At 70.9% G+C, this 25,630-nt stretch carries 22 protein-coding genes; 14 read left to right on the top strand and 8 right to left on the bottom strand.

What is annotated here, in order from left to right:
* Nucleotides 1-77: 77 nt before the first annotated feature.
* The 5 genes from ADK67_RS15955 (at nucleotide 78) to ADK67_RS15935 (ending at nucleotide 4,871) form a co-directional block, all read left to right on the top strand.
* The gene (locus ADK67_RS15955) at nucleotides 78-1,388 is read left to right on the top strand and encodes an MFS transporter (protein WP_053717215.1); all 1,311 of its coding nucleotides are present in this window, start codon (nucleotides 78-80) and stop codon (nucleotides 1,386-1,388) included.
* Nucleotides 1,385-1,957, top strand: coding sequence for a hypothetical protein (locus ADK67_RS53650; RefSeq protein ID WP_231648210.1), 573 nt, complete (start codon nucleotides 1,385-1,387; stop codon nucleotides 1,955-1,957). Before ADK67_RS15955 ends, ADK67_RS53650 begins: the two co-directional genes overlap by 4 nt.
* A complete protein-coding gene (gene fdhD / locus ADK67_RS15945; RefSeq protein ID WP_231648209.1) occupies nucleotides 1,860-2,639 on the top strand; it encodes a formate dehydrogenase accessory sulfurtransferase FdhD in 780 nt (259 codons plus the stop codon). Before ADK67_RS53650 ends, fdhD begins: the two co-directional genes overlap by 98 nt.
* 95 nt (nucleotides 2,640-2,734) lie before the next feature.
* Entirely contained in the window at nucleotides 2,735-3,925 is a 1,191-nt protein-coding gene (locus ADK67_RS15940; protein ID WP_197289473.1) for an NAD(P)/FAD-dependent oxidoreductase, read from the top strand.
* Nucleotides 3,926-3,935: 10 nt separating this feature from the next.
* The gene (locus ADK67_RS15935) at nucleotides 3,936-4,871 is read left to right on the top strand and encodes a sigma-70 family RNA polymerase sigma factor (RefSeq protein WP_053717252.1); all 936 of its coding nucleotides are present in this window, start codon (nucleotides 3,936-3,938) and stop codon (nucleotides 4,869-4,871) included.
* A gap of 9 nt (nucleotides 4,872-4,880) precedes the next feature.
* On the opposite strand, the gene ADK67_RS15930 is transcribed toward ADK67_RS15935, so the two are convergent.
* From ADK67_RS15930 to sucC, 3 genes are all read right to left on the bottom strand, one after another.
* Nucleotides 4,881-5,606 carry a hypothetical protein gene (locus ADK67_RS15930; protein WP_053717211.1) on the bottom strand — a complete coding sequence of 242 codons (726 nt, stop codon included), beginning with the start codon at nucleotides 5,604-5,606 and terminating at the stop codon, nucleotides 4,881-4,883.
* Between the two features lie 371 nt (nucleotides 5,607-5,977).
* Complete coding sequence (gene sucD, locus ADK67_RS15925) at nucleotides 5,978-6,859, bottom strand: succinate--CoA ligase subunit alpha (RefSeq protein WP_053717210.1); 882 nt, start codon at nucleotides 6,857-6,859, stop codon at nucleotides 5,978-5,980.
* Between the two features lies 1 nt (nucleotide 6,860).
* Nucleotides 6,861-8,021, bottom strand: a complete 1,161-nt coding sequence (sucC, locus tag ADK67_RS15920) for an ADP-forming succinate--CoA ligase subunit beta (protein ID WP_053717209.1) — start codon at nucleotides 8,019-8,021, stop codon at nucleotides 6,861-6,863.
* A 203-nt stretch (nucleotides 8,022-8,224) separates the two neighbouring features.
* Here sucC and ADK67_RS15915 point away from each other — a divergent pair, with 203 nt between their 5' ends.
* The 6 genes from ADK67_RS15915 (at nucleotide 8,225) to ADK67_RS15890 (ending at nucleotide 16,615) form a co-directional block, all read left to right on the top strand.
* Nucleotides 8,225-9,982 (top strand): thiamine pyrophosphate-binding protein, encoded by a 1,758-nt coding sequence (locus tag ADK67_RS15915; protein ID WP_082403510.1) that lies wholly within the window; start codon nucleotides 8,225-8,227, stop codon nucleotides 9,980-9,982.
* Between the two features lie 88 nt (nucleotides 9,983-10,070).
* On the top strand, nucleotides 10,071-11,300 hold the full coding sequence (gene frc, locus ADK67_RS15910; RefSeq protein WP_053717208.1) for a formyl-CoA transferase: 1,230 nt from the start codon (nucleotides 10,071-10,073) through the stop codon (nucleotides 11,298-11,300).
* A 72-nt stretch (nucleotides 11,301-11,372) separates the two neighbouring features.
* A complete protein-coding gene (locus tag ADK67_RS15905; protein WP_053717207.1) occupies nucleotides 11,373-13,505 on the top strand; it encodes an acetate--CoA ligase family protein in 2,133 nt (710 codons plus the stop codon).
* A 48-nt stretch (nucleotides 13,506-13,553) separates the two neighbouring features.
* Nucleotides 13,554-15,059 carry an Nramp family divalent metal transporter gene (locus tag ADK67_RS15900; RefSeq protein WP_231648208.1) on the top strand — a complete coding sequence of 502 codons (1,506 nt, stop codon included), beginning with the start codon at nucleotides 13,554-13,556 and terminating at the stop codon, nucleotides 15,057-15,059.
* Nucleotides 15,059-15,598 (top strand): hypothetical protein, encoded by a 540-nt coding sequence (locus tag ADK67_RS15895; protein ID WP_053717205.1) that lies wholly within the window; start codon nucleotides 15,059-15,061, stop codon nucleotides 15,596-15,598. Before ADK67_RS15900 ends, ADK67_RS15895 begins: the two co-directional genes overlap by 1 nt.
* Nucleotides 15,599-15,622: 24 nt before the next feature.
* Nucleotides 15,623-16,615, top strand: coding sequence for a TerC family protein (locus ADK67_RS15890; RefSeq protein WP_053717204.1), 993 nt, complete (start codon nucleotides 15,623-15,625; stop codon nucleotides 16,613-16,615).
* 63 nt (nucleotides 16,616-16,678) lie between these two features.
* On the opposite strand, the gene ADK67_RS15885 is transcribed toward ADK67_RS15890, so the two are convergent.
* Both ADK67_RS15885 and ADK67_RS15880 read right to left on the bottom strand, forming a co-directional pair.
* Nucleotides 16,679-16,873, bottom strand: coding sequence for a hypothetical protein (locus tag ADK67_RS15885; protein ID WP_053717203.1), 195 nt, complete (start codon nucleotides 16,871-16,873; stop codon nucleotides 16,679-16,681).
* 268 nt (nucleotides 16,874-17,141) lie between these two features.
* Nucleotides 17,142-17,879 (bottom strand): GntR family transcriptional regulator, encoded by a 738-nt coding sequence (locus ADK67_RS15880; protein WP_053717250.1) that lies wholly within the window; start codon nucleotides 17,877-17,879, stop codon nucleotides 17,142-17,144.
* Between the two features lie 190 nt (nucleotides 17,880-18,069).
* On the opposite strand from ADK67_RS15880, the gene ADK67_RS15875 reads away from it, so the two are divergent.
* Genes ADK67_RS15875 through ADK67_RS15865 form a run of 3 tightly spaced genes read left to right on the top strand, consistent with a single transcriptional unit; the run spans nucleotide 18,070 to nucleotide 21,757 of the window.
* A complete protein-coding gene (locus ADK67_RS15875) occupies nucleotides 18,070-19,053 on the top strand; it encodes a 2-dehydropantoate 2-reductase (protein ID WP_053717202.1) in 984 nt (327 codons plus the stop codon).
* A 10-nt stretch (nucleotides 19,054-19,063) separates the two neighbouring features.
* The gene (locus tag ADK67_RS15870) at nucleotides 19,064-20,602 is read left to right on the top strand and encodes an aldehyde dehydrogenase family protein (protein WP_053717201.1); all 1,539 of its coding nucleotides are present in this window, start codon (nucleotides 19,064-19,066) and stop codon (nucleotides 20,600-20,602) included.
* Between the two features lie 18 nt (nucleotides 20,603-20,620).
* Entirely contained in the window at nucleotides 20,621-21,757 is a 1,137-nt protein-coding gene (locus ADK67_RS15865; RefSeq protein WP_053717200.1) for an acyl-CoA dehydrogenase family protein, read from the top strand.
* 634 nt (nucleotides 21,758-22,391) lie between these two features.
* On the opposite strand, the gene ADK67_RS15860 is transcribed toward ADK67_RS15865, so the two are convergent.
* From ADK67_RS15860 to ADK67_RS15850, 3 genes are read right to left on the bottom strand one after another with little or no spacing between them, the layout of a single operon-like run.
* On the bottom strand, nucleotides 22,392-23,891 hold the full coding sequence (locus ADK67_RS15860; protein WP_053717199.1) for an aldehyde dehydrogenase (NADP(+)): 1,500 nt from the start codon (nucleotides 23,889-23,891) through the stop codon (nucleotides 22,392-22,394).
* The gene (locus ADK67_RS15855) at nucleotides 23,888-24,709 is read right to left on the bottom strand and encodes an NAD-dependent epimerase/dehydratase family protein (RefSeq protein WP_082403509.1); all 822 of its coding nucleotides are present in this window, start codon (nucleotides 24,707-24,709) and stop codon (nucleotides 23,888-23,890) included. The genes ADK67_RS15860 and ADK67_RS15855 overlap by 4 nt, the downstream gene beginning before the upstream one ends.
* A gap of 30 nt (nucleotides 24,710-24,739) precedes the next feature.
* Nucleotides 24,740-25,522 carry an IclR family transcriptional regulator gene (locus tag ADK67_RS15850; RefSeq protein WP_053717248.1) on the bottom strand — a complete coding sequence of 261 codons (783 nt, stop codon included), beginning with the start codon at nucleotides 25,520-25,522 and terminating at the stop codon, nucleotides 24,740-24,742.
* Between the last annotated feature and the right edge of the window lie 108 nt (nucleotides 25,523-25,630).

The following is a 25,630-nucleotide window of genomic DNA, read 5'->3' as shown; positions in this document are numbered from 1 at the left end:
CTGAGGGGTGTTCAGGAATGCATACAAGGTAGTAGGCTACTCAATACTGTATACAATCTGCAAGGCGGGTGGTCCTCATGCAGGTGCGTGAAGTCCTCGACGTCTACGGCCGCCGCTACCGCATCGGCGAGTCGGACCACGAGCTGCTGGGCCGTCCCCGGAGCCGGATCGCCTGGCTGAGCGGCATCGCCATGCTCGTCACCGGCACCGCCCAGTACGGGTTCGGCGCCCTGGTGCCCGCGTTGGGGCAGCGGTGGAGCCTGGTCGAGCTGTGCTGGGCGTTCGCGCTCTGGACGGCGTTCCAGGCGGGCATCGCGTTCCCCGCCGCGTGGCTGCGCGAACGTGGTCTGCTGCCACCGCGCAACGCCGTCGTGCTCGGCGCCGTGCTGAGCGCGATCGGTCTGCTCACCCTCGGCTCCGCCGACCACCTGCTCGTCGTCTACCTCGGCTACTCGCTGGTCGGTGGCGTCGGCACCGGTTTGGTCTACGCGACGTGCGTCGGCACCGTCATCCGCTGGTTCCCCGACCGGGTCACCGGCCGGATCGCCCTGGTCACCGGCGCGTTCGCGCTCGGCGGCGTGCCGTTCGCGCTGGCCGCTGGGCTCTGGTTCGACGCAGGCAACGCGGCCGTGTTCCTGTCCGTCGCGGCACTCGTGGTGCTGGTGGTCGTGACCGCGTGCGGGCTGCCGTTGCGCGATCCGCCGCCCAACTGGTGGCCCGCCGACGTCGACCCGCGCCACCGGGAACTCCGCACGCACCGCAGCAACCGGCCCGCCATCCGCCACTTCAAGCCGGGGGAGGCGCTGCGCAGCGGTGTCCTCGTGCCGATGTACGTGACGGTGGTGTTCGCGGCGGCGGTGTCGCTGTTCGACCTGGTGTTCCTGGCGGCGTTCGCCGACGGGACGGTGTTCGCGGCGGTGGCGCTGGCGGTGCTGGCCGCGTCGGCGGGCGCGGGACGGATCCTGGCCGGCCGGATCTCGGAGGCCATCGGCCGTCGCCGCACGCTGCGGCTGGCGATGGCGACCGGCGGCCTGGCCCAGCTCGTACTGCTGTTCGGCGGTCAGCGGCAGGACGCCGTCGCCCTGCTGATCGGCGCGGGCGTGGCCGGTCTGGGCACGAGCTGCTGCTACTCGCTGCTGGTCGGGCTGGTGCGAGAGTACTTCGGCGAGGACACCGCGCCGCTGAACTTCGCCGTCATCTACAGCGCGAAGGCCCTCGGCGGCGTCATCGGCGTCGGCCTGGCGTCCCTGGTCGTCGTGTCGCACGGCTACCCCGGCCCGTTCCTCGCCGCCGCGGTGCTCGGTGTGGCGGGCGCGGCGCTGGGCGGGCGGTTCAGCCGGCCGGGACGTCCGCACCACCTGCTGCCGCGTCCCCGTGAGGCGTCGTGACCCGGCTGCCCCGGTTGGCGCCGGGGCGGCACGTCACCCCCGCGCACGGCTGCTGCCTGCTGGAACTGGTGTCCACGTTGGCGGACGACGTGTGGACCGACCGGCCCGCGACCGTGCACCCGGTGCTGGGCGCCGTCGCCCGCTGCGTGAACGACCTCAGCACGCCGGACGGCCGCCGTGCGCTGCTGGTCTTCGCGGTGCCGTTGATCGGCACGTCCCAGGCCCGCTGCGCGAACGCGCTGGTCGAGCACTGCCTCCGGGCGGCGGGCCGACCCCGTGCCCGGTGGACGAGGTGGTGGCCCGCGCTCGCCGCGCACCGGGCCGCCAAGACCGTGGCGGACCGGGCGGGGGAGCACCGCGACGAAGCCCTGCGCCGCCTGCTGGCCGAGTGCACCGCGCTGTGCCGAGACGAGGAGTGTCCCCGTGGGACGAGTGACGAGCAGGCGACGGGTAGTGCGCGTGGTGGACGGCGTGGCCGACGCCCGCGCGGACACCCTCACCGTGGAGGAGCCGCTGGAGATCCGCGTCGCCGGGAAACCGCTGTCGGTGACCATGCGCACGCCGGGTGACGACTTCGACCTGGCGGCGGGTTTCCTGGTCAGCGAGGGTGTGGTCCGCGGCGCCCAGCAGATCAGCTCGATCCGCTACTGCGCGGGAGCGACGTCTGACGGCGGCAACACGTACAACGTGCTGGACGTCGTGCTGGCGGCCGGCGTGCCACCGCCCGACCCGTCGATCGAGCGCAACTTCTACATGACGTCGTCCTGCGGCTTGTGCGGCAAGGCGAGCCTCGACGCCGTCCGCACCAGCGCCACCTGGCCGGTGGCCGACGACCCGCTCACCGTCGACGCCGAGACCCTCGCCGTGCTGCCGGACGAACTGCGCGCCGCCCAGCGCGTCTTCGACCGCACGGGTGGCCTGCACGCCGCCGGCCTCTTCGACGCGCAGGGCCACCTGCTGTGCCTGCGGGAGGACGTCGGCCGGCACAACGCGGTGGACAAGGTCGTCGGCTGGGGCCTGAAGGAACGCGGCCTGCCCCTCACCTCCACCGTGCTGATGGTGAGCGGCCGGGCGTCGTTCGAGCTGGTGCAGAAGGCGGCGATGGCCGGCATCCCGGTGCTGGCCGCCGTGTCCGCGCCGTCGTCCCTGGCGGTCGACCTGGCCGCGGAGGTGGGCATGACCCTGGTCGGCTTCCTGCGCGGCACCTCGATGAACGTCTACGCGGGCCGCCACCGCCTGGTCGAACGCTGACGCCCGCCAGGGTGACCCACGACACAGCCCCAACCTGTCAGGGATCGAGGCGCTGTCCCGTTCAGAGGACGAGCCAACCCGACAGGAGCATGACCATGAAGCACCGCATCATCGTCCTGGGAGCCGGCTACGCCGGGGGCTACGCCGCCGGACAACTCGCCCGCCGCCTGCACGCCGACGACGTCGAGATCACCGTCGTCAACGCCGAACCCGACTTCGTCGAGCGGATGCGCCTGCACCAGCTCGCCGCAGGCCAGGACCTGCGCCGCTACGCACTGGCGGAGCTGTTCTCGGGCACCGGCATCCGCCTGCGGCCGGCGCGGGTCACCGCCGTCGACGCCGAACAGCGGACGGTCACCGTGACCGACGGCGAGGGCACCGACCGGCTCGACTACGACACCCTCGTCTACGCGCTCGGCAGCACCGCCGCCGACCACGGCGTCCCCGGCGTGGCCGAGCACGCCTTCCCCATCGCTGGCCGGCCTGCGGCGCTGCGCCTGCGGCAACGCCTCGACGACCTGGGCGGGACCGGGACGGTGCTCGTCGTCGGCGGCAACCTGACCGCGATCGAGGCCGCCACCGAGATCGCCGAATCCCGACCCGGACTCGACGTCACCCTCGCCACCAGCGGCGAACTGGGCGGGTGGCTCGGCCCGAAGGCCCGCCGCCACCTGCTGCGCGCGTTCGACCGGTTCGGCATCACCGTCCACGAGCACACCACGATCGAGCGCGTCGAGGCGACCGGCGCCATCGCCGCCGACGGCACCACCTTCGCCGCCGACGCCACCGTGTGGACGGCCGGTTTCGCCGTCCACCCCATCGCCGCCGCCAGCGGGCTGCGGGTCGCGGACACCGGCCAGATCCTGGTCGACCGCATGATGCGGTCGGTCTCGCACCCGGACGTCTACGCCGTCGGCGACAGCGTCCACGTCATCGGCGAGAACGGCCGGCCGCTGCCGATGTCCTGCGCCTCGGCCGGGTACACCGCCAAGCAGGCGGTGGCCGCGATCGTCGGTGACCTGACCGGCCGCAAGATCCCGAAGACCACGCTGGCCTACGTCGGCAACCACATCAGCCTCGGCCGCAAGGACGCGATCTTCCAGGCCGTCGGCGGCGACGCGCGGTCGAAGACCTGGGCTCTGCGCGGACGCCCGGCCGCGCGCCTCAAGGCCGCCGTCCTCCGGGGCGCCGCCTTCGGCATGGGCCACCCGACGTTCGGGATGCCGACCCGCAGGCACCGCCTGGCCACCGCGCCCCAGCGCTCCACCGAGGCGGTCATCGCCTAGCGTGACGCTCATGGACAGCGCGACCGTGGCGCGTTTCGAGGCCGGCCGGGACAGGCTGGCCTCGTTGGCGTACCGCCTGCTCGGCTCCGCCACCGACGCCGAGGACGTGGTGCAGGACGCGTTCCTGCGCTGGCAGGCCGCCGACCGGGACCACATCGAGGTGCCCGAGGCGTGGCTGACCAAGGTGGTCACCAACCTGTCCCTGGACCGGCTCCGCTCGGCGAAGGCCCGGCGTGAACGCGCGGTCGGCGCCTGGCTGCCCGAACCCCTGCTCGACGGCGACCCGATGCTGGGCCCGGCCGACACCTTCGAGCAGCGCGAATCGGTGACGCTGGCGGTGCTGATGCTCATGGAGCGCCTGCCACCGGTCGAGCGCGCCGTCTACGTCCTGCGCGAGGCCTTCTCCTACAGCCACGCCGAGATCGCCGAGATCCTCGACATCACCGAGTCCGCGAGCCAGCAGCACGCCCACCGCGCCCGTCGGCACGTCGCCGCCGGCCGCAACTCCGGCGAGGTCGACCGCGCCACCGCCCGCCGGATCGTGGAGGCGTTCATCGCCGCCGCGTCCTCGGGCCGGACCGAACGCCTGGTGGCGTTGCTGACCGACGACGCGACCGCGATCTCCGACGGCGCCGGGCTGACCGAGAAGCTGCTGCGGTACACGGCCCCCGAGCGGGTCGCCTCCGCCTTGCGGGCCGGCTTCAAGCCGTCCCCGGCGAAGCGGAAGCTGGTCGGCGGCACCCTGGCGATGCACGCCGGCGTGGTCAACGGCTGCCCCGCCGTGATCGCCGTGCTGGACGACCAGGTGGTGGGCGTAGGTGTCCTGGAGGTCCGCGACGGCAAGATCGCGACCGTGCGCGCCGTCGCCGCCGCGTCCCGCCTCGGCCGCGCGACCGAGGAATGGAGGCGTCACGCGCACGACGAACCGCTCATCGCGTCGTGGTGACCGACCTGATCACTGCCGGCCGAACTCGCCGTGGATGGCGGTGGCGAAGTGGATGCCGCCGCCCATGTGCGCGACCTGGCGAGCGTCGTTCACGGTGATCGCGAACTCGACGTACGGGTAGTCCTCCAGCGTCATCGCCGCCAACTTGTCCGCGTACTCGTCCTCGTCGTAGTCCTCGTCGTCCTCGTCACCGAAGTCCCACGGCGGCGGCCAGTTCCGCACGTCGCCGAGGCGGTACTCGGTGACGACCTCACACGCCCGTTCGTAGAACGCGTGGGCGTCACGCTCCGTCCGCACGTACGGGCTGCCGTCGTTCCCGACGGAGAGCGACCTGACGCCGTACCTCTCCATCAACACCTGCCTGGCCGCCCGCTTCTCCTCGTGGTCGCGGATCTCGTGGACCGCCCGGATCTCGGCCACCTGCTCGTCGGACAGGTAGACCGCCGTGCCGTGGTCCAACCCCATGAGCAGCTCGAACGACGACTTGAGCTCCGGATCCTCCACGACGCTCTCCAACTCGTCGAGGTGGACGTGCAACCGGTCGTCGGGCAGGTTCCCCTCGCCGGACGTGAAGAAGTACCCGTGCCGGATGCGGTGCCAGACCTCGACGATCATCCGCAGGGCGAAGTCACGCCCGGGCGGCACCTCCTCGGCATCGGGGTTGATGATGTGCACCCGTCCACGCAGCGTCGCGCCCGACCTGTCGTCGATCGAGATGCGGTAGGTATCGGTCACCCTCGCCTGCCCCGTCCTGTCGGCTGAAACCCACCCACAACGACGTAGCGCGCGGCACCTCGGTTCCGTGGTTCCTGACGGGACCCCTCCACCACCGCCCTTCTCCCAAAGGGAGGGCTTCGTGTCATCCCGCCGACCTGGCTCCGCCCTACCGCGCGTGTCAAGGGGGCGCGGGTTCACCTCTGCCCGCGGCTTGCACTGATGTCGCGCGCCCCCTTGACGCGGGTGGTAGCCCGTAGGGAGGTCGGTGGGATGACACGAAACCCGGACCAACAACGGACCCGGCGCTTGACCTGGCAGTTGGCGTCATCCTGCTGATCTGCCCGTCCGGCGAGGACGCTTTTGATCTTTGATCTCTCCCTCACCTGATCTCATCCCAACAACTCCCGCAACAACCGCGCCGTCTCACTGGGCGTCTTCCCGACCCGAACCCCAGCCGCCTCCAACGCTTCCTTCTTCGCCTGAGCCGTCCCAGCCGACCCGGACACGATCGCCCCCGCGTGCCCCATCGTCCGTCCCTCCGGAGCGGTGAACCCGGCCACGTACGCCACAACGGGCTTGCTCACCCACGAGCGGATGTACTCGGCCGCACGTTCCTCCGCGTCCCCACCGATCTCACCGATCATCACGATCGCCGACGTCTCCGGATCCTCCTCGAACGCCGCCAACGCATCGATGTGCGTAGTCCCGATCACGGGATCGCCCCCGATCCCCACCGCCGTCGTGAACCCGACATCCCGCAGCTCGTACATCAACTGGTACGTCAACGTCCCCGACTTCGACACCAACCCGATCGGCCCTGGCCCACAGATGTCGTCGGGAATGATCCCGGCGTTCGACTTACCCGGGCTCACCACGCCCGGGCAGTTCGGCCCGATGATCCGCGTCCGACCACCCGCCGCGACCGCGTGCGCCCAGAACGCCGCCGCGTCGTGCACCGGCACGCCTTCCGTGATCACGACCGCCAACCCGATCCCGGCGTCGACCGCCTCGATCACCGCGTCCTTGGTGAACGCCGGCGGCACGAACACCACCGTCACGTCCGCGCCCGTGGCGGCCATCGCCTCCGCCACACCGCCGAACACCGGCAGCACGTGACCGTCGAAGTCGACGACCTCGCCCGCCTTGCGCGGGTTCACCCCGCCGACGATCCGGGTGCCCGCCTTCAGCATCCGCTTGGTGTGCTTCGCGCCCTCCGCCCCGGTCATGCCCTGGACGATCACGCGACCTCCCGACGTGATGAAGACGGCCATCTCACACCCCCACCGCGGCGAGTTCGGCGGCCTTGTCGGCCGCGTTGTCCATCGTGTCCACCACGGTCACCAACGGGTGCGCGGCCTCGGCGAGGATCCGCCTGCCCTCCTCCACGTTGTTGCCGTCCAACCGCACCACCAACGGCTTGGTGGCCGCGTCGCCGAGCATCCCGAGCGCCGCCACGATCCCGTCCGCGACCGCGTCGCACGCCGTGATGCCGCCGAAGACGTTGACGAACACCGACCGCACGTCCGGGTCGTTGAGGATGATGTCCAGTCCGTCCGCCATGACCTGCGCGGACGCGCCTCCTCCGATGTCCAGGAAGTTCGCCGGCCGCACGCCGCCGTGCCGCTCACCCGCATAAGCGACCACGTCCAAAGTGGACATCACCAGCCCGGCTCCATTCCCGATCACGCCTACCTGGCCGTCCAGCTTCACGTAGTTGAGGCCACGCGCCCGTGCCGCCGCCTCCAGCGGGTCTTCCGCCGCCACGTCCGCCAGCTCCGCGTGCGCCGGGTGCCGGAACGCCGCGTTCGCGTCCAGCGTGACCTTCCCGTCCACCGCGACGACCTCACCGGACCGCGTCCGCACCAACGGGTTCACCTCGACCAGCGTCGCGTCCTCCGCGACGAACGCCTCCCACAGCCGCACGACCACATCGGCGACACCGTCCGCCACCTCCGGCGGGAACTTGGCCGCCGTCACGATCTCGTGCGCGACGGCCAGGTCCACGTGCGTCACCGGCACCCGCGCCAACGCGCCCGGCCGCGTGGCCGCCACCTCCTCGATGTCCATGCCGCCCTCGACGGACGCCATGGCGAGGAACGTCCGGTTCGCCCGGTCCAGCAGGAACGAGAAGTAATACTCCTCCGCGATGTCACTGGCCTCGACCACCAGCACCTCGCGCACCACGTGCCCTTTGATCTCCAGCCCGAGGATGTCGGACGCGACCTCCCGCGCCTCCGCCGGCGTCCGGGCGAGCTTCACCCCGCCCGCCTTGCCCCGGCCACCGGTCTTCACCTGCGCCTTCACCACGACGGTCCCGCCGATCGACGTCGCCGCGGCGTGCGCCTCGTCCGGTGTCACGGCGAGCAGGCCGTGCGGCACCGGGACGGCGTGCGCCGCGAACAGGTCCCTGGCTTGGTGTTCGTGCAGATCCACGGCAGAAAGTCCTCTCCGCGCGGTGGGGCGCCGATGACGGGCGCTGAAGGCCCGATCGTTCCGAGCTCTGGACATCGACGCGAACAAGGCGTAACTATATGGGCTACCCCATACGGTATGCAATCTACAACCGGGCCGGTTCCAGGGTCGGGACCCCACCTCTCAGAGGCGGGCCGACCGCGATCGAAGGAGTTGACCAGCACATGGCGCGGACAGCGACCGAGGCCGCCACGGGCACCAGCGAAGCCGCCACGGGCACCAGCGCGGGGCCGGCGGGAGACGCCGACACGGGCCCGGAACTGATCTCCGGCGGGCACCTGGTGGCCAAGGCACTCAAGGCCGAGGGCATCGACACGATCTTCACCCTGTGCGGCGGCCACATCATCGACATCTACGACGGTTGCGTGGACGAGGGCATCGCGGTGATCGACGTGCGGCACGAGCAGGTGGCCGCGCACGCCGCGGACGCCTACGCCCGCGTCACGGGCAAGCCGGGCTGCGCCGTGGTGACCGCGGGTCCGGGCACCACCGACGCGGTCACCGGCGTGGCGAACGCCTTCCGGGCGGAGAGCCCGATGCTGCTGATCGGCGGTCAGGGCGCGCTGAGCCAGCACAAGATGGGCTCACTCCAAGACCTGCCGCACGTCGACATGATGACCCCGATCACGAAGTTCGCGGCGACCGTGCCGTCCACGGCGCGCATCGCCGACCTGGTGTCGATGGCGTTCCGCGAGGCGTTCAACGGCGCGCCGGGCCCGTCGTTCCTGGAGATCCCGCGCGACGTGCTGGACGCGTCGGTGCGCGTGGACCAGGCGCGGATCCCGGAGGCTGGCCGCTACCGCGCGTCGACCCGCAACGCGGGCGACCCGGCGTCGGTCGAACGGCTGGCCGACCTGCTGGTGCACGCGAAGAAGCCGGTCATCCTGTTCGGCAGCCAAGTCTGGACCACCCGCGCCACCGGGTCGGCGATCGAGCTGGTCCGCGCGCTGAACATCCCCGCGTACATGAACGGCGCGGGCCGCGGCACGCTGCCGCCCGGCGACCCGCACCACTTCCAGCTGTCCCGCCGGTACGCGTTCGACAACGCCGACGTGATCGTCATCGTCGGCACCCCGTTCGACTTCCGGATGGGCTACGGCCGCCGCCTGTCCGCCAAGGCCACCGTCGTCCAGGTCGACCTCGACTACCGCACGGTCGGCAAGAACCGCGACATCGACCTGGGCATCGTCGGCGACGCGAACCTCGTCCTCGGCGCGGTCACCCAGGCCGCGTCGGGCCGCGCGGACAACGGCGCGGTGGCGCGCAAGCCGTGGCTGGAGGAACTCCAGGCCGTCGAGGAGAAGGCGCGCGAGAAGCGGTTGCCGCAGCTGCGCTCCGACGCCACGCCGATCCACCCGTACCGCCTGGTGCACGAGATCAACGAGTTCCTGACCGAGGACTCGATCTACATCGGCGACGGCGGCGACATCGTCACGTTCTCCGGCCAGGTGGTGCAGCCGAAGTCCCCTGGGCACTGGATGGACCCGGGTCCGCTCGGCACGCTCGGCGTCGGCGTGCCGTTCGTGCTGGCCACGAAGCTGGCCCGGCCGGACAAGGAAGTGGTGGCGCTGTTCGGCGACGGCGCGTTCAGCCTCACCGGCTGGGACTTCGAGACGCTGGTGCGCTACGACCTGCCGTTCGTCGGGATCGTCGGCAACAACTCGTCGATGAACCAGATCCGGTACGGGCAGGCGCAGAAGTACGGCGTGGCGCGCGAACGGGTCGGCAACACGCTCGGCGACGTCCGCTACGACGAGTTCGCCCGGATGCTCGGCGGCCACGGCGAAGAGGTCCGCGACCCCAAGGACATCGCGCCCGCCCTCCGACGCGCCCGCGAGTCCGGCCTGCCGTCGTTGATCAACGTCTGGGTGGACCCGGACGCGTACGCGCCGGGAACCATGAACCAGACGATGTACAAGTAACGCTCCCGTTATACGGCAAGGAGTTTCCTCGATCCCAGCGGGACAGAGCGAGACGGCAGCGAGACCGAAGACAGAAGGAGGACGTGCCATGGGCAAGGCTCTCGACGGCGTCCGGGTCCTGGACCTGACGCATGTCCAATCCGGACCGTCGGCGACGCAGATCCTCGCGTGGCTGGGCGCCGACGTGATCAAGGTCGAGGCGCCGGGCCGGGGTGACATCACCCGCGGCCAGCTGCGCGACCTGCCCGGCGTGGACAGCCTGTACTTCACCATGCTGAACGCGAACAAGCGCAGCATCACGCTGAACATGAAGAGCGACGAGGGCAAGGCCGTGTTCGGCCAGCTCGTCACCACCGCCGACGTGCTGGTGGAGAACTTCGGCCCCGGCGTGGTCGACCGGTTCGGGTTCACCTGGGACCGGCTGCAGGAGCTCAACCCCGGCCTGGTGTACGCGTCGATCAAGGGCTTCGGCGCCGGCCGGTACGCGCACTTCAAGGCGTACGAGGTCATCGCGCAGGCCATGGGCGGCTCGATGAGCACCACCGGTTTCGAGGAGGGCCCGCCGCTGGCCACCGGCGCCCAGATCGGCGACTCGGGCACCGGCATCCACCTGGTCGCGGGCATCCTCGCGGCCCTCTACCAGCGCACGTCCACCGGCCGCGGCCAGCGCGTGCAGGTCGCCATGCAGGACGCGGTGCTCAACCTGTGCCGGGTGAAGCTGCGCGACCAGCAGCGGCTCGCGCACGGCCCGCTCGGCGAGTACCCGAACGAGGCGTTCGGCGACGAGGTGCCGCGCTCGGGCAACGCCTCGGGCGGCGGGCAGCCGGGCTGGGCGGTGCGCTGCGCGCCCGGCGGTCCCAACGACTACATCTACGTGATCATCCAGCCGGTGGGCTGGAGGCCGATCACCGAGCTGATCGGCAAGCCGGAGCTGGCCGACGACCCGGCGTGGGCCACGCCGGAGGCCCGGCTGGACAAGCTCGACAAGGCGTTCGCGCTGATCGAGGAGTGGACCGAGCGGCACACCAAGTGGGAGGTCATGGACGCGCTCAACTCCCACGACATCCCGTGCGGCCCGATCCTGTCGACCCGGGAGCTGATCGAGGACGAGACGTTGGCCGACCTCGGCGCCGTGGTCGAGGTCGAGCACCCGGAGCGCGGCGCCTACAAGACCGTGGGCAGCCCGTTGAAGCTGTCCGACTCGCCGGTCGACGTCCGGCGCTCGCCACTCCTCGGCGAGCACAACGGCGAGGTGCTGGCCGAACTCGGCTACCTGCCCGAGCAGCTGGACAAGCTCAAGGCCATCGGCGCGATCTGACGTTTCCGGGCGCACCTGAACCCCTCCCAAAGCCTCGCGAGGAACTCCCGATAACCCCCAAGGAGAGACGTCATGCCGGACTACGACCGGGCAGCGGTCGAACGGATCATCGCGGCGGTCACCGCCGAGGGGCGCGACTCGCTGACCGCGCCCGAGGGCAGGCTGGTGTGCGAGGCCTACGGGATCACGACCCCCGCCGAGGGCCTCGCCGCGTCGCGGGACGACGCGGTCGCGCTGGCCGCCGACCTCGGCCTGCCGGTCGTGCTCAAGATCGTCTCGCCGGACATCCTGCACAAGACCGAGGCCGGCGGCGTGCTGGTGGGCCTGACCACGCCCGACGAGGTGGCCGCGGGCTTCGACACGATCATCGCCAACGCGGTCGCTTACAACGCCGACGCGGACATCGTCGGCGTGCAGGTGCAGCAGCTGATGACGTCCGGCCACGAGGTCATCGTCGGCGCGACCACGGACGAGACGTTCGGCAAGATCGTCGCCTTCGGCCTGGGCGGCGTGCTGGTCGAGGTGCTCAAGGACGTCACGTTCCGCCTCGCCCCGACCACCACCGCCGAGGCCAGGTCCATGGTGGACGGCATCGCCGCGGCCGAGATCCTGCGCGGTGTGCGCGGCGCGCCGCCCGCCGACACCGCCGCGCTCGCCGACCTGATCCGCCGGGTCGGCGACCTGGTCACGGACTTCCCGCAACTGGCCGAGGTGGACCTCAACCCGGTGCTGGCCACACCGGACGGCGCCACCGCCGTGGACGTGCGGATCCTGGTCGACCCCGACGCGGCGCGCGAGCCGTTCCGGTTCACCCAGGAGGCCATCCTGGCGTCGATGAACCGGATCATGAAACCGGCCGCGGTCGCGGTGATCGGGGCGTCCAACGAGACCGGCAAGATCGGCAACTCGGTGATGCGCAACCTGGTCGACGGCGGCTACCGGGGCGAGATCTACCCGATCAATCCCAAAGCGGACGAAATCCTCGACCGCAAGGCGTACCGGAGCATCGCCGACGTGCCCGGCGACGTGGACGTGGCGGTGTTCGCGATCCCGGCGAAGTTCGTGCCCGCCGCGCTCGAAGAGGTCGGTGCGAAGGGCGTGGCCGGCGCGATCCTCATCCCGTCCGGCTTCGGCGAGACCGGCAACCACGAGCTGCAGGACGAGGTCGTGACCATCGCGCGCAAGCACGGCGTGCGCATCCTCGGCCCGAACATCTACGGCTACTACTACACACCTGAAAACCTTTCAGCTACGTTTTGCACCCCGTACGACGTGAAGGGCGGGGTCGCCCTGTCCTCGCAGAGCGGGGGCATCGGCATGGCGATCCTCGGGTTCAGCCGCTCCGCCCGGATGGGCGTGTCCTCCATCGTCGGTGTCGGCAACAAGGCGGACATCGACGAGGACGACCTGCTCACGTTCTTCGAGCAGGACGACAACACCCAACTCATCGCCATGCACCTGGAAGACCTCAAGGACGGCCGGGCGTTCGCCGAGACCGCCAAGCGGGTGTCGGCGAAGAAACCCGTCGTGGTCCTCAAAGCGGGCCGCACCGCCCAGGGCGCGAAAGCCGCCAGTTCGCACACCGGCGCACTGGCCGGCAACGACAAGGTCTACGACGACATCCTGCGGCAGAGCGGCGTCATCCGGGCGCCCGGGCTCAACGACATGCTGGAGTACGCGCGCGGCGTGCCCCTGCTGCCCACGCCCAAGGGCGAGAACGTCGTCATCATCACCGGCGCGGGCGGCTCCGGCGTGCTGCTGTCCGACGCGTGCGTCGACAACGGACTGTCCCTCATGGAGATCCCGGCCGACCTGGACGCGGCGTTCCGCGAGTTCATCCCGCCGTTCGGCGCGGCGGGCAACCCCGTCGACATCACCGGCGGCGAACCGCCCTCCACCTACCGCGACACCATCGCGCTCGGCCTGGAGGACGAGCGCGTGCACGCCCTGATCCTCGGCTACTGGCACACCATCGTCACGCCGCCGATGGTGTTCGCCGAGCTCGTGGTCGAGGTCGTCCGGCACTACCGGGACCAGGGGATCCACAAGCCCGTCGTCGCCTCTCTCTCCGGCGACGTGGAAGTCGAAGAAGCCAGTGAACACCTGTACCGGCACGGCATCGTCGCCTACCCGTACACCACGGAGAAGCCGGTCACCGTGCTCGGCGCCAAGTACCGCTGGGCCCGCTCCGCCGGGCTGCTGTGAAGGGGGAGCCCCGCCTTTAGAAGCCTGTCACTCACCGGGAGGTCCGTTGTGGATACACCCAACTCACCCGCCGAGCCGCGGTCGGGCGCGGACGTCACCGCACCTCCGCCGGAGGAACGCGTGTGGCGGGCGGGGCGGCTGGAAGCGATGCCCATCAGGAAACTGCCCGACGCCCCGCCCTCCATCCACATCCTCGGCCCGACGGTGTTCCTCGTCGCGCTCGGCGTCGGCATGGGCGAGTCCTACATGTGGCCGCGGCTGGTGCTGCTGTTCGGCCCGGAGATCCGCTGGCTGTTCCTCATCGGCGTGACGCTGCAGGCCGTGGTCATGCTGGAGATGGCCCGCTACGCGATGGCGACCGGTGAGAGCATCTTCTTCGGCGCGGCCCGCGTGTTCAAACCGATCATGTGGTTCTTCTTCACGGTCGCGATCCTGGTCTACATCTGGCCGGGCCACCTCTCCGCCGGCGCCGCCGCCCTGGAGGAGCTCACCGGCATACCGTGGACCGTGTCGGCGTGCGTCGGCCTGATCCTCGTCGGCGTCCTGTTCAGCATGGCCAAGGTGATCTACAACCTGCTGGAGAACGTGCTGTCCCTGCTCATCGGGCTGCTCGTGGTCGGCACGGCCGTGGTGGCCGCGATGGTGGGCACCTGGTCCGACGTGGTGTCCACCATCACCGGCATGTTCCACTTCGGCTACCTGCCGCCCGAAGCGCTCAGCGCGGCCTGGTTCCCGATCATCGTCGGCTCCATCGCGTTCGCCGGGCCGTCCGGCATGCAGCAGATGTGGTACACGCTGCACCTGCGCGACAGCGGCGCCGGCATGGGCGCACACATCCCCCGCATCCGCGGCCTGCGCCACGCCGGCGAGGAAGAGGCCATGCCCGCGCGCGGGTTCATGTTCGACACCGACGACCCCGCCGAGATGGCGAAGTGGCGCGGCTGGCGACGCTGGGTCACGTTCGACGCGCTGCTGCTGTTCTGGGGCGTCACGATGCTGGTCACGGTGTCGTTCACGGTGCTGGCGCAGGCCGCCAGCCGCACCAGCCCCGACGTGACGGAGCTGCTGCGGGCGGGGGAGCGGGAAGCCGCGCTCAACGCCATGTCCGACTCCTTCGCCGCGGCGGGCGGACCGGCGCTGGGCGGGGTGTTCCTCGGGTTCATCGCGCTCATCGGCCTCAACGCCACCCTGGGCCTGTTCGACTCGTTCTCCCGCGGCCAGGCGGACATGACCTACCACTTCGTGCCCGGCGCGAAGCGGTTCCGCATGTCCCACCTCTACGCCGGGTTCCTGTGGGGCGTCATCGCGTTCGGCATCGTCATCCTGCTGTTCGGGCCCGCCGACGGACCCGGCGCGATCCTCGACATCCTCGCGTTCCTGTCCACGTTCGCCATGGGCGCGTACTGCGTCGTCCTGCTGCTGGTGAACAACCGGATGCTGCCCAAACCCATCCGACCCAGGCTGCTCACCAACCTGATCATCGGGTTCGGCGCGGTGTTCTACCTCGGCATGCTGATCTACAGCCTGTTCCGGTTCGGCGTGGTGGTGGGCTGATGCGCGACAGGCTGGAGTTGGCGGTCCCCGGCGCCGTCGTCGGCGCGGTCGGCGGCCTGATCGCCGGGGCGTTGTCGGCGTTCGTCGGCCACCCCGCCGGGTGGGCGGCCGCCACCGCGCTGGCCATGGCCGTGCCGCTCGGACTGCTCGGCGGCGGCTTCGGCCTGCTCGTCGGCGGCGGGCGGTTCCGGCTCGGCGTGTTCGCACCGGCCGCCCTGTACTGGCTGGTGGGTTTCCCGCTAGCCAGGCTGGTCGCGGAGACCTCGACGGGGTTCCTCCTCGGCGGCGGGTTCACCCCGCCCGACGACGTGCTCGGTTTCCTCGCCTACCAGGGCATCGTCAGCTTCGGCTGGGCCATCGGCTTCCTGTGGCTGCACGAGCGGATCGCGCCGCACTGGCTCGACAAGGTGCGTGCGCGCAACGCGTTGGCCCAGCAGTGGTACGAGCGCTACGTGACGCACGCCCGCGTGCTGCGGGAGTCGTCGGCACGCGCCCGGCGGAGACGTGCCGCCCGGGAGACGACGGCACGGACGAAGTGACCGGCTAGCGAAGGGCTCGCACAGATGGTTCTCCCCACCTGGGTCTGGATCGCGACGTTGATCGGGATCGCCGCGGTGATCGCGTTCGACTTCTACCTCGTGGCGCGCAACCCGCGCGACCCGTCGTTCCGGGAATCGCTGGTGTCGGTCTCGGTGTACGTCGGGCTGGCCGTGCTGTTCGGGCTCGGCGTCCTCGCGTTCGCGGGTCCTCGGTACGGCGGCGAGTTCTTCGCCGGGTGGATCACCGAGTACTCGCTCAGCGTGGACAACCTGTTCGTGTTCGTGCTGATCATGGGCCGGTTCGCGGTGCCGCGCGAGTACCGGCAGAAAGTCCTGATCGTCGGCGTTGTGCTCGCCCTGCTGCTGCGCGCGGTGTTCATCGCGCTCGGGGCCGGGGCGATCTCCCGGTTCGACTGGCTGTTCTACGTCTTCGGCGCGTTCCTGATCTTCACCGCCTGGAAGCTGCTGAAGGAGGGGCCGGGCGGCGACGAGGGCGAGTTCCAGGAGAACGCGGCGCTGCGCGCGGTGCGCCGCGTGCTGCCGACCTCCCCGCGGTACGACGGCGCGGCGTTGACCACCCGCGTGGACGGGCGGCGGGTGGTCACGCCGATGCTCATCGTGATGGTCGCGGTCGGCACCACGGACCTGCTGTTCGCGGTGGACTCGATCCCGGCGATCTTCGGCCTGACCAAGGAGCCCTACCTGGTGCTCACCGCCAACGCGTTCGCGCTGATGGGGTTGCGCCAGCTGTTCTTCCTGGTCGGCGGCCTGCTCGACCGGCTGGTCCACCTCGGCAAGGGTCTCGCGGTGATCCTCGCGTTCATCGGGGTGAAGCTGATCCTCGAAGCACTGCACCACCACGGCGTCACCTGGGCGCCGGAGATCCCGATCCTGCTGTCCCTCGGGGTCATCGTCGTGGTGCTGCTGATCACGACCGCGGCGAGCCTGCTCGCGTCGCGCCAGGCCGACGTGCGGGCCGAGCGGGACGCGCGGCAGGAGGGCGCCGCCGGGTCGTGAGCCGGGGAGCCGGGCGTTGCTGTGGGCGTCGTCCGGCTCCCTCGTCGGGCCTGACCACGGCCGTCAGGAGATGGTGCTGGTCTCTTCGCCCTTGCTGCGCCGGTCGTTCGCGTACTGCTCGATGTCCGCGACGGCGTGGTCGGTCTCCCGGCGTTGGGCGTCCATCGCGGTGTCCAGGCCGAGGCCGATGCGCCTGCCGTCGGCGGAGAACCCCGCCGGACGGGTCAGGGCCTGCTTGAGTTGCTGCCATCCGGGCATGCGTGTACTCATCTGGCTCGAGTCCTTCCTTGCTCATTCTCGGGTGTGAGCGTTCCTCGGAGCCTGCCCGCGCCATCGGGGGCGGCTCCACGATCCAGTAGACCGCACTTGCACCAGGGGTACCGGCCGGAGGTGCTACATCCAGAATACAGGCTATCGTATACAAAACGCTTGTAGCGTGAGGGCCGTCACCTGTACTCGATTCAGGTGTTCTGAACTGGGCTTCGGTGCTCCGAAGAGGGGCCCGGTGTGGTGGGCCCCGTCACGCTCAGCGGCTCTCGTTGCCCTCGATGTGGGCCTGGTACGCCGTCCGGGTGCGCTCGGTGTGCCGGTTCATCACCCGGCCGGCGGCCTCGGGGTCGTGGTCGGCGATCGCCTTGATCAGCTCGGCGTGCTCGTTCCACGCGTCCTTGCCGCGGGTCAGCGCCAACGGTGCGTAGTACCAGCGGACCCGGCGGTCGACCGTGGCGATCATCTCCGCCAGCACGGCGTTGCCGGACAGCCGGGTGATGCGCGCGTGCAGGGCGGCGTTGGCCGCGACCACGCGTTCCACGTCCTTCTGCTTCAGCGCCTCGACGCCCTCGCGTTGCAGCGCCTTGAGCTCGGCGACGTCCTCGGCCGTGGCGTGCTCGGCGGCGAGCTTCGCGGAGTGGGTCTCCAGGACGTTGCGGACGGACAGGAGCTGGTCGGCCTCTTCGTCGGTCGGCGTGTGCACGAACGCGCCCTGTGCCGGTCGCAGGTCGACCCAGCCCTCGGTCTGCAGGCGTTGCAGCGCCTCGCGCACCGGCTGACGGCTCACGCCGAGGTGCTCGGCCAGCTCGATCTCGACGAGGTGCTGCCCGGGCTTGAGGGTACGGTTGACGATCAGGTCGAGCAGGGCCTCGTAGACGGCCTGGCGCAACGGGGCGGGCCGCTCGACCTTGCGGGAAGCGGCGCCGCTCAGCGACTCGCGGGCCGCGCGACGGGTGTTCCCCGCGCCGATCAGCGGCGCGTTGGGCTGGCTCACGGTCGCCTCCTCGGGCAGGTGTCGGGAATGCCCGATCTTCAGCATACAGATTTTCGTATGCAAAAAGCAATTTGAGATCACTCGTCCGAGTGGCGCCCTCCCGGCGTCGCACGTCGGCCGCCGGTGGGGCTATCGCTCGCGTAGTTCATACAACATACTGTATGCAATCATTGCGAAGGCGAGGGACGTCATGAAAGTCGCAGTTCTCGGAGCCGGAGCCATCGGCGCGTACGTCGGCGCGGCACTGCACCGCGCCGGGGCGGAGGTGCACCTCGTCGCACGGGGAGCGCACCTGGAAGCCATGCGCCGCCACGGCGTCCGGGTCCACAGCCCTCGCGGCGACTTCACCGCCGCACCGCACGCCACCGACGACCCGGCCGACATCGGCCACGTCGACTACGTGTTCCTCGGGCTCAAAGCACACCAGTACGCCGCCTGCGGCCCGCTCATCACACCCCTGCTCGGCCCGGACACCGCCGTCGTCGCCGCGCAGAACGGCATCCCCTGGTGGTACTTCCACGGGCTCGCCGGCCACCCCCTCGAAGGCACCCGCATCGAGGCCGTCGACCCGGGCGGCACCGTCAGCGCCGTCCTCGACACCCGGCGCGCGATCGGCTGCGTCGTCTACTGCTCGACCGAGATCGAGGCGCCGGGCGTCATCCGGCACGTCGAGGGCACCCGCTTCTCCCTCGGCGAACCCGACCGCACCGTCTCCGCGCGCGGCACGCGACTCAGCGAGGCCATGGTCGCGGGCGGCCTCAAAGCACCCATCGAACCCGACCTGCGCGACGACATCTGGGTCAAGCTCATGGGCAACGTCGCGTTCAACCCGCTCAGCGCGCTCACCCGCGCCACCATGGTCGAGATGTGCGAGCACCGCGACACCCGCGAGCTCGTCGCCCTCATGATGACCGAAACCATCGCGGTGGCCCGCGCCGTCGGCTGCCACCCCCGCGTCTCCATCGAGAAGCGCATCGACGGCGCCCACCGCGTCGGCCACCACAAGACGTCCATGCTCCAGGACCTCGAAGCGGGCAAAGCGCTGGAGACCGACGCGATCATCGGCGCGGTCGTCGAGATCGCCCGGCTCACCGGCGTCGCCGCGCCCACCCTGCGCAGCGTGTACGCCGCGATCGACCTGTTGGGGCGCAAGGCACTCACCGCCGCTAGCTGAGAGGACCGACATGTCCCCGATGCTCAAGCCGGGCACTTCGTGGCCCGAGCTGTACGACCGGTGCGCCAAGGCCGCGCCCGAGGCGTTCCACCACGACCGGCTGCTCAACCACGTCGACGGCAGGTGGCAGCGCACCGGCACGCCCGGCCAGGCCACGTCACCCGTCGACGGCTCCACCATCGCCGGACCACCCCGCCTCGACGCCGCGGAGGCTTCGCACGCCGTCGCGGCGGCCGTCGAACGGCACCGCGCGTGGGCCGCTGTGCCGTTGAAGGAGCGCAAGGCCCGCACGCTCGCGGCGTTGGCCGACCTGCGCGCCCACCGCGACCTGCTCGCGTTGCTGCTCGTGTGGGAGATCGGCAAACCGTGGCGCCTGGCGACCGCAGACGTCGACCGGTGCGTCGAAGGCGTCGAGTGGTACGTCGAGCAGATCGACCCCATGCTCCACGGCCGCACGCCGCTGCACGGCCCGGTCAGCAACATCGCCAGCTGGAACTACCCGATGAGCGTGCTGATGCACGCGATGCTCGTGCAGGCGTTGGCGGGCAACGCGGTCATCGCGAAAGCGCCCACCGACGGCGGCGTCAGCTGCCTGACCCTGGCGTGCGCCCTCGCCGTGCGGCACGGCCTGCCGCTCACCCTGGTCAGCGGCGGCGGGCGCGATCTGTCGCCGGTGCTCGTCGGCTCGCCGGACATCGGCTGCCTGTCGTTCGTCGGCGGGCGCGGCGTCGGCGGCGAGATCGTCACCGGGCTCGACGCCACCAAGCGGCACGTCCTGGAACAGGAAGGGCTGAACTGCTGGGGCGTCTGGGAGTTCAGCGACTGGGCAGCGCTGCGGCCGCAGCTGCGCAAGTCGTTCGACTACGCCAAGCAGCGCTGCACCGCCTACCCGCGGTACGTCGTGCAGCGGTCGTTGTTCGACTCGTTCCTCGCGGTGTACCTGGAAGCCGTCCGCGAGATCACGTTCGGCCACCCGCTGGCCGTCACCTCACCGGACGACGACCTGCCGGACCTCGACTTCGGTCCGCTGATCACCGACGCCAAGGCCAAGGAACTGGCCGACGTGGTGGACGAGGCGATCGCCAAGGGCGGCGTGCCGCTGCACCGGGGTTCGCTGGACACCGGGCGGTTCCTGCCCGACCAGCAGACGTCGGCGTACTTCGCGCCGGTCGCCATCCTGGCGCCACCGCCGTCCTCGCCGCTGCACCACGCCGAGCCGTTCGGACCGGTGGACACGATCGTGCTGGTCGACACGGAAGCCGAACTGCTGGCCGCGATGAACGCGAGCAACGGCGCGCTGGTGGCGTCGCTGTCGTGCGATGACGAGGCGGTCGCCCGCCGGCTGGCCGGTGAGGTGAACGCGTTCAAGTTCGGCCACAACAAGGCCCGCTCACGCGGCGACCGTGACGAGGTGTTCGGCGGACGCGGGGCGTCGTGGCGCGGCGCGTTCGTCGGCGGCCCGTTGTTGGTGCACGCCGTCACCGAAGGCCCGCCTGGCGAACGGCTCTACGGCAACTTCCCGTCGTACTCCCTGTACCCGCCCACCTGACGTCGGTCGGAGGCTCGCATGGCTGCCGGTCTGGACCGGATCGTCCGCGGCGTGGTCGCACCCGCCGCCGCGGCCGTCGACCGTGACGGCACGTTCCCCAGGGCGTCGGTCACGGCGCTGGGCGGGCTGCTCGGCATGACGATGTCCCGTGCGGTCGGCGGTCGTGGGTGCGGGCTGGCCGAGGCGTCGGACGTCGTCGAACGCGTCGCGGCGGCGTGCGGCAGCACGGGTGTGGTCCTGCGTTCGCACTTCGCGGCAGTGGCCGCACTGGACCGCTTGGGCGATCGGGCGTTGCGGTCGACGGTCGCGGCCGGCGGGCATCTGAGCACGGTCGCCGTCTTCACGCCGGGGTCGCACTTCCTGCTGCCGGCGGGCACGGCTTCGCGTCGTGGTGACGTGGTGGACCTGCGTGATCGAAAGAGCGGTGTCGTGGCGGCGGGGGAGGCCGACAGTTACGTCTGGTCGAGCGCACCCCTCGCCGCCCACGGCACCACCACGTTGTGGCTGGTGCCCGCCAACGCCCCGGGCCTGCTGGTGCCCGTTGACCGTCCGGGCATCGGCCTGCGCGGCACAGTCTCCACCACCGTCTGGGCAGATCCGGCCCACGTCCCCGTGGACTGCCTGCTGGGTGCCGACGGTCAATCGTTCGACACCGTCGTGCACCACGTGCTGCCCTGGTACGTCGTGCTGGGCGCGTCGGTGGCGTTGGGCATCATGTCCGGTGCCATCGACGCCGTTGCGCAGTACCTGGCAACCGCCGACCTGCTCCGCCTGCGTCTACGCGCCGACGCCGTGCGCGTGCTGCATACCGACGCCGTCGCCGCCGTGGACTGGGAACCTGACCGGGCGAGACGCAAGCTCTGCCAGCTGGCCGTGCACGCCGCCGAAGCCCTGGCCACCGTCACCGACCTGGCCCTGAAGGCGTCCGCCGACACACCTGCACCCACTCGAACCACCGTGGAACGCCACTTCCGCGAGGCGAGATCCCTGAACACCCACCCACCGACCGCGGACGCCTTCACCGAGTTCACCGCACGCGCCGAGCCGGATCACCCCAGGAGACCCGGCTCGGCACGCGACCAGCCAACTTCCGACCGGCCTCGGTCGACCACCCCGTCGCTGACCAGGCCGTCCGCTGATCACTGGATCCACTAACGAGTGAATCTCAGAATACGGATCAAAGGAAACGCCGTTATCACAACCTTGAAACGTCGGTTGAAACGAAGAGGAGGCCCGACCAACCCCCCGTCCGACCGCCCACTCGAACCCGAGCCCAACCCCGAGCCCCCCACCCGGAGTCCCACCCACGCTCGCGGTGCTCGCGTTGCGGCGGGCGAGGTGGTGAGCGCCGATCGGCTCACCGACGTGGTGTGGGGTGATCGGCCGCCGGCGGACACGGTGCAGACCCACATGTCGGCGTTGCGGCGGGTGCCGGGAGGGCCCGGCGCGATCGAAGCGCGAAGCTCCGGCTACGTGCTCGACGTGGCGACGGATCTGGCACAGGCCCAGCGCCTCATCGACGCGGCCGAACAAGCGAGGGACCAGGTTCGTCGCGTTGGAGGGCCGGAGCCACTTCCTGCACGTCGGCGACTCCCGTGCGGTCGTGGACGCGGTGGTGGGCTTCCTCGCCGAACCGCTCCCCGCGCCGTGATCACACACGCCTGAACAGCGCGAACGGGCCGGCTCAGCAGAGCTGAGCCGGCCCGAAGCTCGAAGCGCTCGAAGCGCTCGAAGCGCTCGAAGCGCTCGAAGCGCTCGAAGCGCTCGAAGCGCTCGAAGCCAGTGAGCCTCAGTGGACTCCGAGCACCCCGTCCACCCGGCGCGGGATGCCCAACGGGTTGCCTTCACGCAGCTCGGCCGGCAGCAGGGCGTCGGGCCAGGACTGGTAGGTCACCGGTGCCACCCACCGCCGGATCGAGGTGGCCCCGACGGACGTGTGGAGCGGGCTGGTGGTGGCCGGCCACGGGCCGCCGTGGTGCATGCCCCAGGCCACGGCGACACCGGTCGGCCAGCCGTTGAAGATCAGCCGACCCACGACCGGCCGCAGGGCCTCGGCGACGCGTCCCGCGTGCTCGTGCTCGGACTCGGCGGCGTGCACGGTGCCGGTGAGGGTGCCGGGCAGCCGGGGGAGGACGGACTCCAGTTCGGCCGGGTCGTCGTAGGTCACCACGACCGCCGCCGGGCCGAAGTGCTCCTCGGTCAGCTTGTCGAGGTTGTCCGCGAACGTCGCCAGCGGCACCTGGAAGAGGCGCGGTTCGACGCTCCAGCCTTCGGCGGGTGCGCTGCCCTCGGCGACCAGGTCGGCCAGGCCGGAGGAGGCCAGGTCGTCGGTGCCGGAGCGGTACGAGTCGCGCATGCGCTCGTTCAGCATCGGGCCGCCCGCGGTGGTCGTGACGGCGTCCGCCAAGGCCGGGACGAGGGAGGCCGGGGCGAAGAGCAGGCCGGGGTTGGTGCAGAACTGGCCGACGCCGAGGGTCAGCGAGCCGACGAACTCGGCCGCGAAGCCCTCGGGGCGCGCGGCGGCGGCGTCGGGCAGGACCACGGTCGGGTTGACGCTGCCCAGCTCGCCGTAGAACGGGATCGGGTCGGGGCGGGCGGCGGCCAGGTCGAACAGCGCGCGACCGCCCGCGGTGGAGCCGGTGAAGCCGACCGCCTTGATCGCGGGGTGCTTGACCAGCGTCACGCCGGCCTGCTGCCCGTGCACGATCCCGAACACGCCCGCCGGCACGACGGAGGCCACGATCCGCGCCGTCTCCCGCGACGTGCCGGGGTGCGACGGGTGCGCCTTCACGATCACCGGGCAGCCCGCGGCCAGCGCGGACGCCGTGTCGCCGCCCGCCACCGAGAACGCGAACGGGAAGTTCGACGCGGCGAAGACGCCCACCGTCCCCAGTGGACGGAGCATGCGCCGCAGCACGGGCCGCGGCGGGATGATGCCCGGGTTCGCCGAGTCCAGCGTCGCCTCCACGTAGCTGCCCTCGCGCAGCACGTCGCCGAACAGCCGCAGCTGGTTCGTCGTCCGCTTCAGCTCCGTGGTCAACCGCGGCACGCCCAGCGCCGTCTCGGCCTCCGCCAACTCCACCAGCTCGGCGGAAGCCGCGTCGAGAGCGTCCGCCACGGCGTCCAGCACCGAAGCCCGCTCCACGGCCGGCAACGACGACCAGGCCGGGAACGCCGCCTCACCGGCACGCGCCAGCTCGTCCACCGAGACGTCCGACGTCTCCGGCACGGCCTCGCCCACCGGCTCACCGGTCCGCGGGTTGTACCCCTGCACCGAACCGCCGCTCATCGACCGGCCTCCTTCACCGCGGTGTCGAACTCGGGCGTGCACCACACGCCGCCCAGGTACGTCAGGGCCGGGGAGTCGGGATCCGGCGAGCCCGCGGCCAGCACTTCCTCCGCGTAGACCTCGGAGTTGTCGGCGGACTTGTAGCCCAACGCCTCCGCCTCGCCCAGCGAGAACCACCGCCGCGTGTTGTCCGAGACGCCCCACACCACCCGGAACCCGGGCGACGGCGCCGACAGGCACGCCTCGAACAGTCGCGCCCCGTCGTCCGGCGACAGCCACGTCGACAACATCCGCGCGTCACGCGGCTTCTCGAAGCACGACCCGATCCGGACCGCGATCACGTCCATCCCGTACCGCGACGCGTACAGGCTGCCCAACGCCTCCAACGCCACCTTGCTCACGCCGTAGTACGTGTCCGGCTGCGGGAACAGGTAGTCGCCCGCCTCGCCGGCGGAACGCTCGTAGTACCCGACGGCGTGGTTGGAGCTGGCCAGCACCACCCGGGACACCCCGGCCCGCCGCGCCGCCTCCAGCACCACGTGCGTGCCGTTGATGTTGACGTCCAGGATCTCCGCCCACGGCCGCTCCAGGCTGTGCCCACCGAGGTGGATCACCGCGTCGACGCCCGCGCACGCCTCCTCCATCGCGGCCTGGTCGGTCACCGAGGCCGTGACCAGCTCGACCCGCTCACCGTCGGCGGCGGCCGGCAGCGGCGCGATGTCGAGCAGGCGCAGGGTCCGGTCCGGCGCGGCCAGTCGGGTGCGCATGAGCGTGCCGACTATGCCGGCGGCGCCGGTGATGAGGATTCGTCCGGTCACGTCGAGCCCTTTCGCAAATCGGAACAGGAATCAGCGGCCGAACTGGCGCAGCAGTTCGGTGATCGTGCGGGCCGCGTGCAGCAGCGCTTCGATGACCTGGCGCTCGTGGTCGGGGTCGAGCCTGCCCAGCGGCACCGAGCAGCTCATCGCGTCGAGCACCGGGTTGCGGTAGGGCAGGGCGACGGCGAAGCAACCGAGGCCGGGCGTGTTCTCCTCGCGCTCGTGCGCGTACCCGACGGCGCGGAACCCCGCGAGCTGGGCGTGCAGCGCCGGGCGTTCGATGATGGTGTTCGGCGTCAACGGCGTCAGCCGCGCGGGCAGGATCGCGTCGACCTCGGCGGGTGCGCGCGCGGCCAGCAGCGCCTTGCCGAGCGACGTGGCGTGCGCGGGCAGCCGCCGTCCGACGCGGGACACCACGCGCAGGTGGTGCTCGGACTCGCGGCTGGCCAGGTAGACCACGTCCGCGCCGTCGAGGCGGGCCAGGTGGACCGTCTCGTTGATCTCCCGGCGCACCTGCTCCATGACGCGGATGGCGACCTGCACCACCGGGTCGTGGTCGAGGTACGACGTGCCGACGAGCAGGGCGCGCACGCCGATGCCGTACGTGCCGCGGGTGGGGTCGAGCTCCACCCACCCCCGGGCGACGAGCGTCTGCAACAGCATGTAGAGGCTCGACTTCGGGTAGCTCAGCTCGCGGTGCAGTTCGGTCAGGGTCAGCGGGCGGTCCGATGCCGACAGCACTTCGAGCAGTTCCACAGTCCGATCGGCCGACTTGACCGCGTTCGGCCGAGCGGGTGACGCGGGTCCAGTCACCAAGTCCTCCACGGGAAACGTTCCGGCAACACGCTCTTGACACGTCGCTGCGCCGATTCTTACAGTCCGCCCAACACGTTCACAAGTACGACCCCGCTTCACATATAT

It is taken from the genome of Saccharothrix sp. NRRL B-16348 (assembly GCF_001280085.1).
Classification (GTDB): Bacteria; Actinomycetota; Actinomycetes; order Mycobacteriales; family Pseudonocardiaceae; genus Actinosynnema.
Note: the sequence above shows the minus strand (reverse complement) of the source record. Positions and strands in the feature narration are given on the sequence as shown.

What these genes read in the sequence shown, in the direction of transcription:
- ADK67_RS15915 (WP_082403510.1), top strand. Translation starts at nt 8,225, where the DNA reads ATGGCGCGGACAGCGACCGAGGCCGCCACGGGCACCAGCGAAGCCGCC.
- ADK67_RS15890 (WP_053717204.1), top strand. Translation starts at nt 15,623, where the DNA reads ATGGTTCTCCCCACCTGGGTCTGGATCGCGACGTTGATCGGGATCGCC.
- ADK67_RS15935 (WP_053717252.1), top strand. Translation starts at nt 3,936, where the DNA reads ATGGACAGCGCGACCGTGGCGCGTTTCGAGGCCGGCCGGGACAGGCTG.
- ADK67_RS15955 (WP_053717215.1), top strand. Translation starts at nt 78, where the DNA reads ATGCAGGTGCGTGAAGTCCTCGACGTCTACGGCCGCCGCTACCGCATC.
- ADK67_RS15905 (WP_053717207.1), top strand. Translation starts at nt 11,373, where the DNA reads ATGCCGGACTACGACCGGGCAGCGGTCGAACGGATCATCGCGGCGGTC.
- ADK67_RS15860 (WP_053717199.1), bottom strand. Translation starts at nt 23,891, where the DNA reads ATGAGCGGCGGTTCGGTGCAGGGGTACAACCCGCGGACCGGTGAGCCG.
- ADK67_RS15865 (WP_053717200.1), top strand. Translation starts at nt 20,621, where the DNA reads ATGGCTGCCGGTCTGGACCGGATCGTCCGCGGCGTGGTCGCACCCGCC.
- ADK67_RS15870 (WP_053717201.1), top strand. Translation starts at nt 19,064, where the DNA reads ATGTCCCCGATGCTCAAGCCGGGCACTTCGTGGCCCGAGCTGTACGAC.
- ADK67_RS15885 (WP_053717203.1), bottom strand. Translation starts at nt 16,873, where the DNA reads ATGCCCGGATGGCAGCAACTCAAGCAGGCCCTGACCCGTCCGGCGGGG.
- ADK67_RS15940 (WP_197289473.1), top strand. Translation starts at nt 2,735, where the DNA reads ATGAAGCACCGCATCATCGTCCTGGGAGCCGGCTACGCCGGGGGCTAC.
- frc (WP_053717208.1), top strand. Translation starts at nt 10,071, where the DNA reads ATGGGCAAGGCTCTCGACGGCGTCCGGGTCCTGGACCTGACGCATGTC.
- ADK67_RS15895 (WP_053717205.1), top strand. Translation starts at nt 15,059, where the DNA reads ATGCGCGACAGGCTGGAGTTGGCGGTCCCCGGCGCCGTCGTCGGCGCG.
- sucD (WP_053717210.1), bottom strand. Translation starts at nt 6,859, where the DNA reads ATGGCCGTCTTCATCACGTCGGGAGGTCGCGTGATCGTCCAGGGCATG.
- ADK67_RS15875 (WP_053717202.1), top strand. Translation starts at nt 18,070, where the DNA reads ATGAAAGTCGCAGTTCTCGGAGCCGGAGCCATCGGCGCGTACGTCGGC.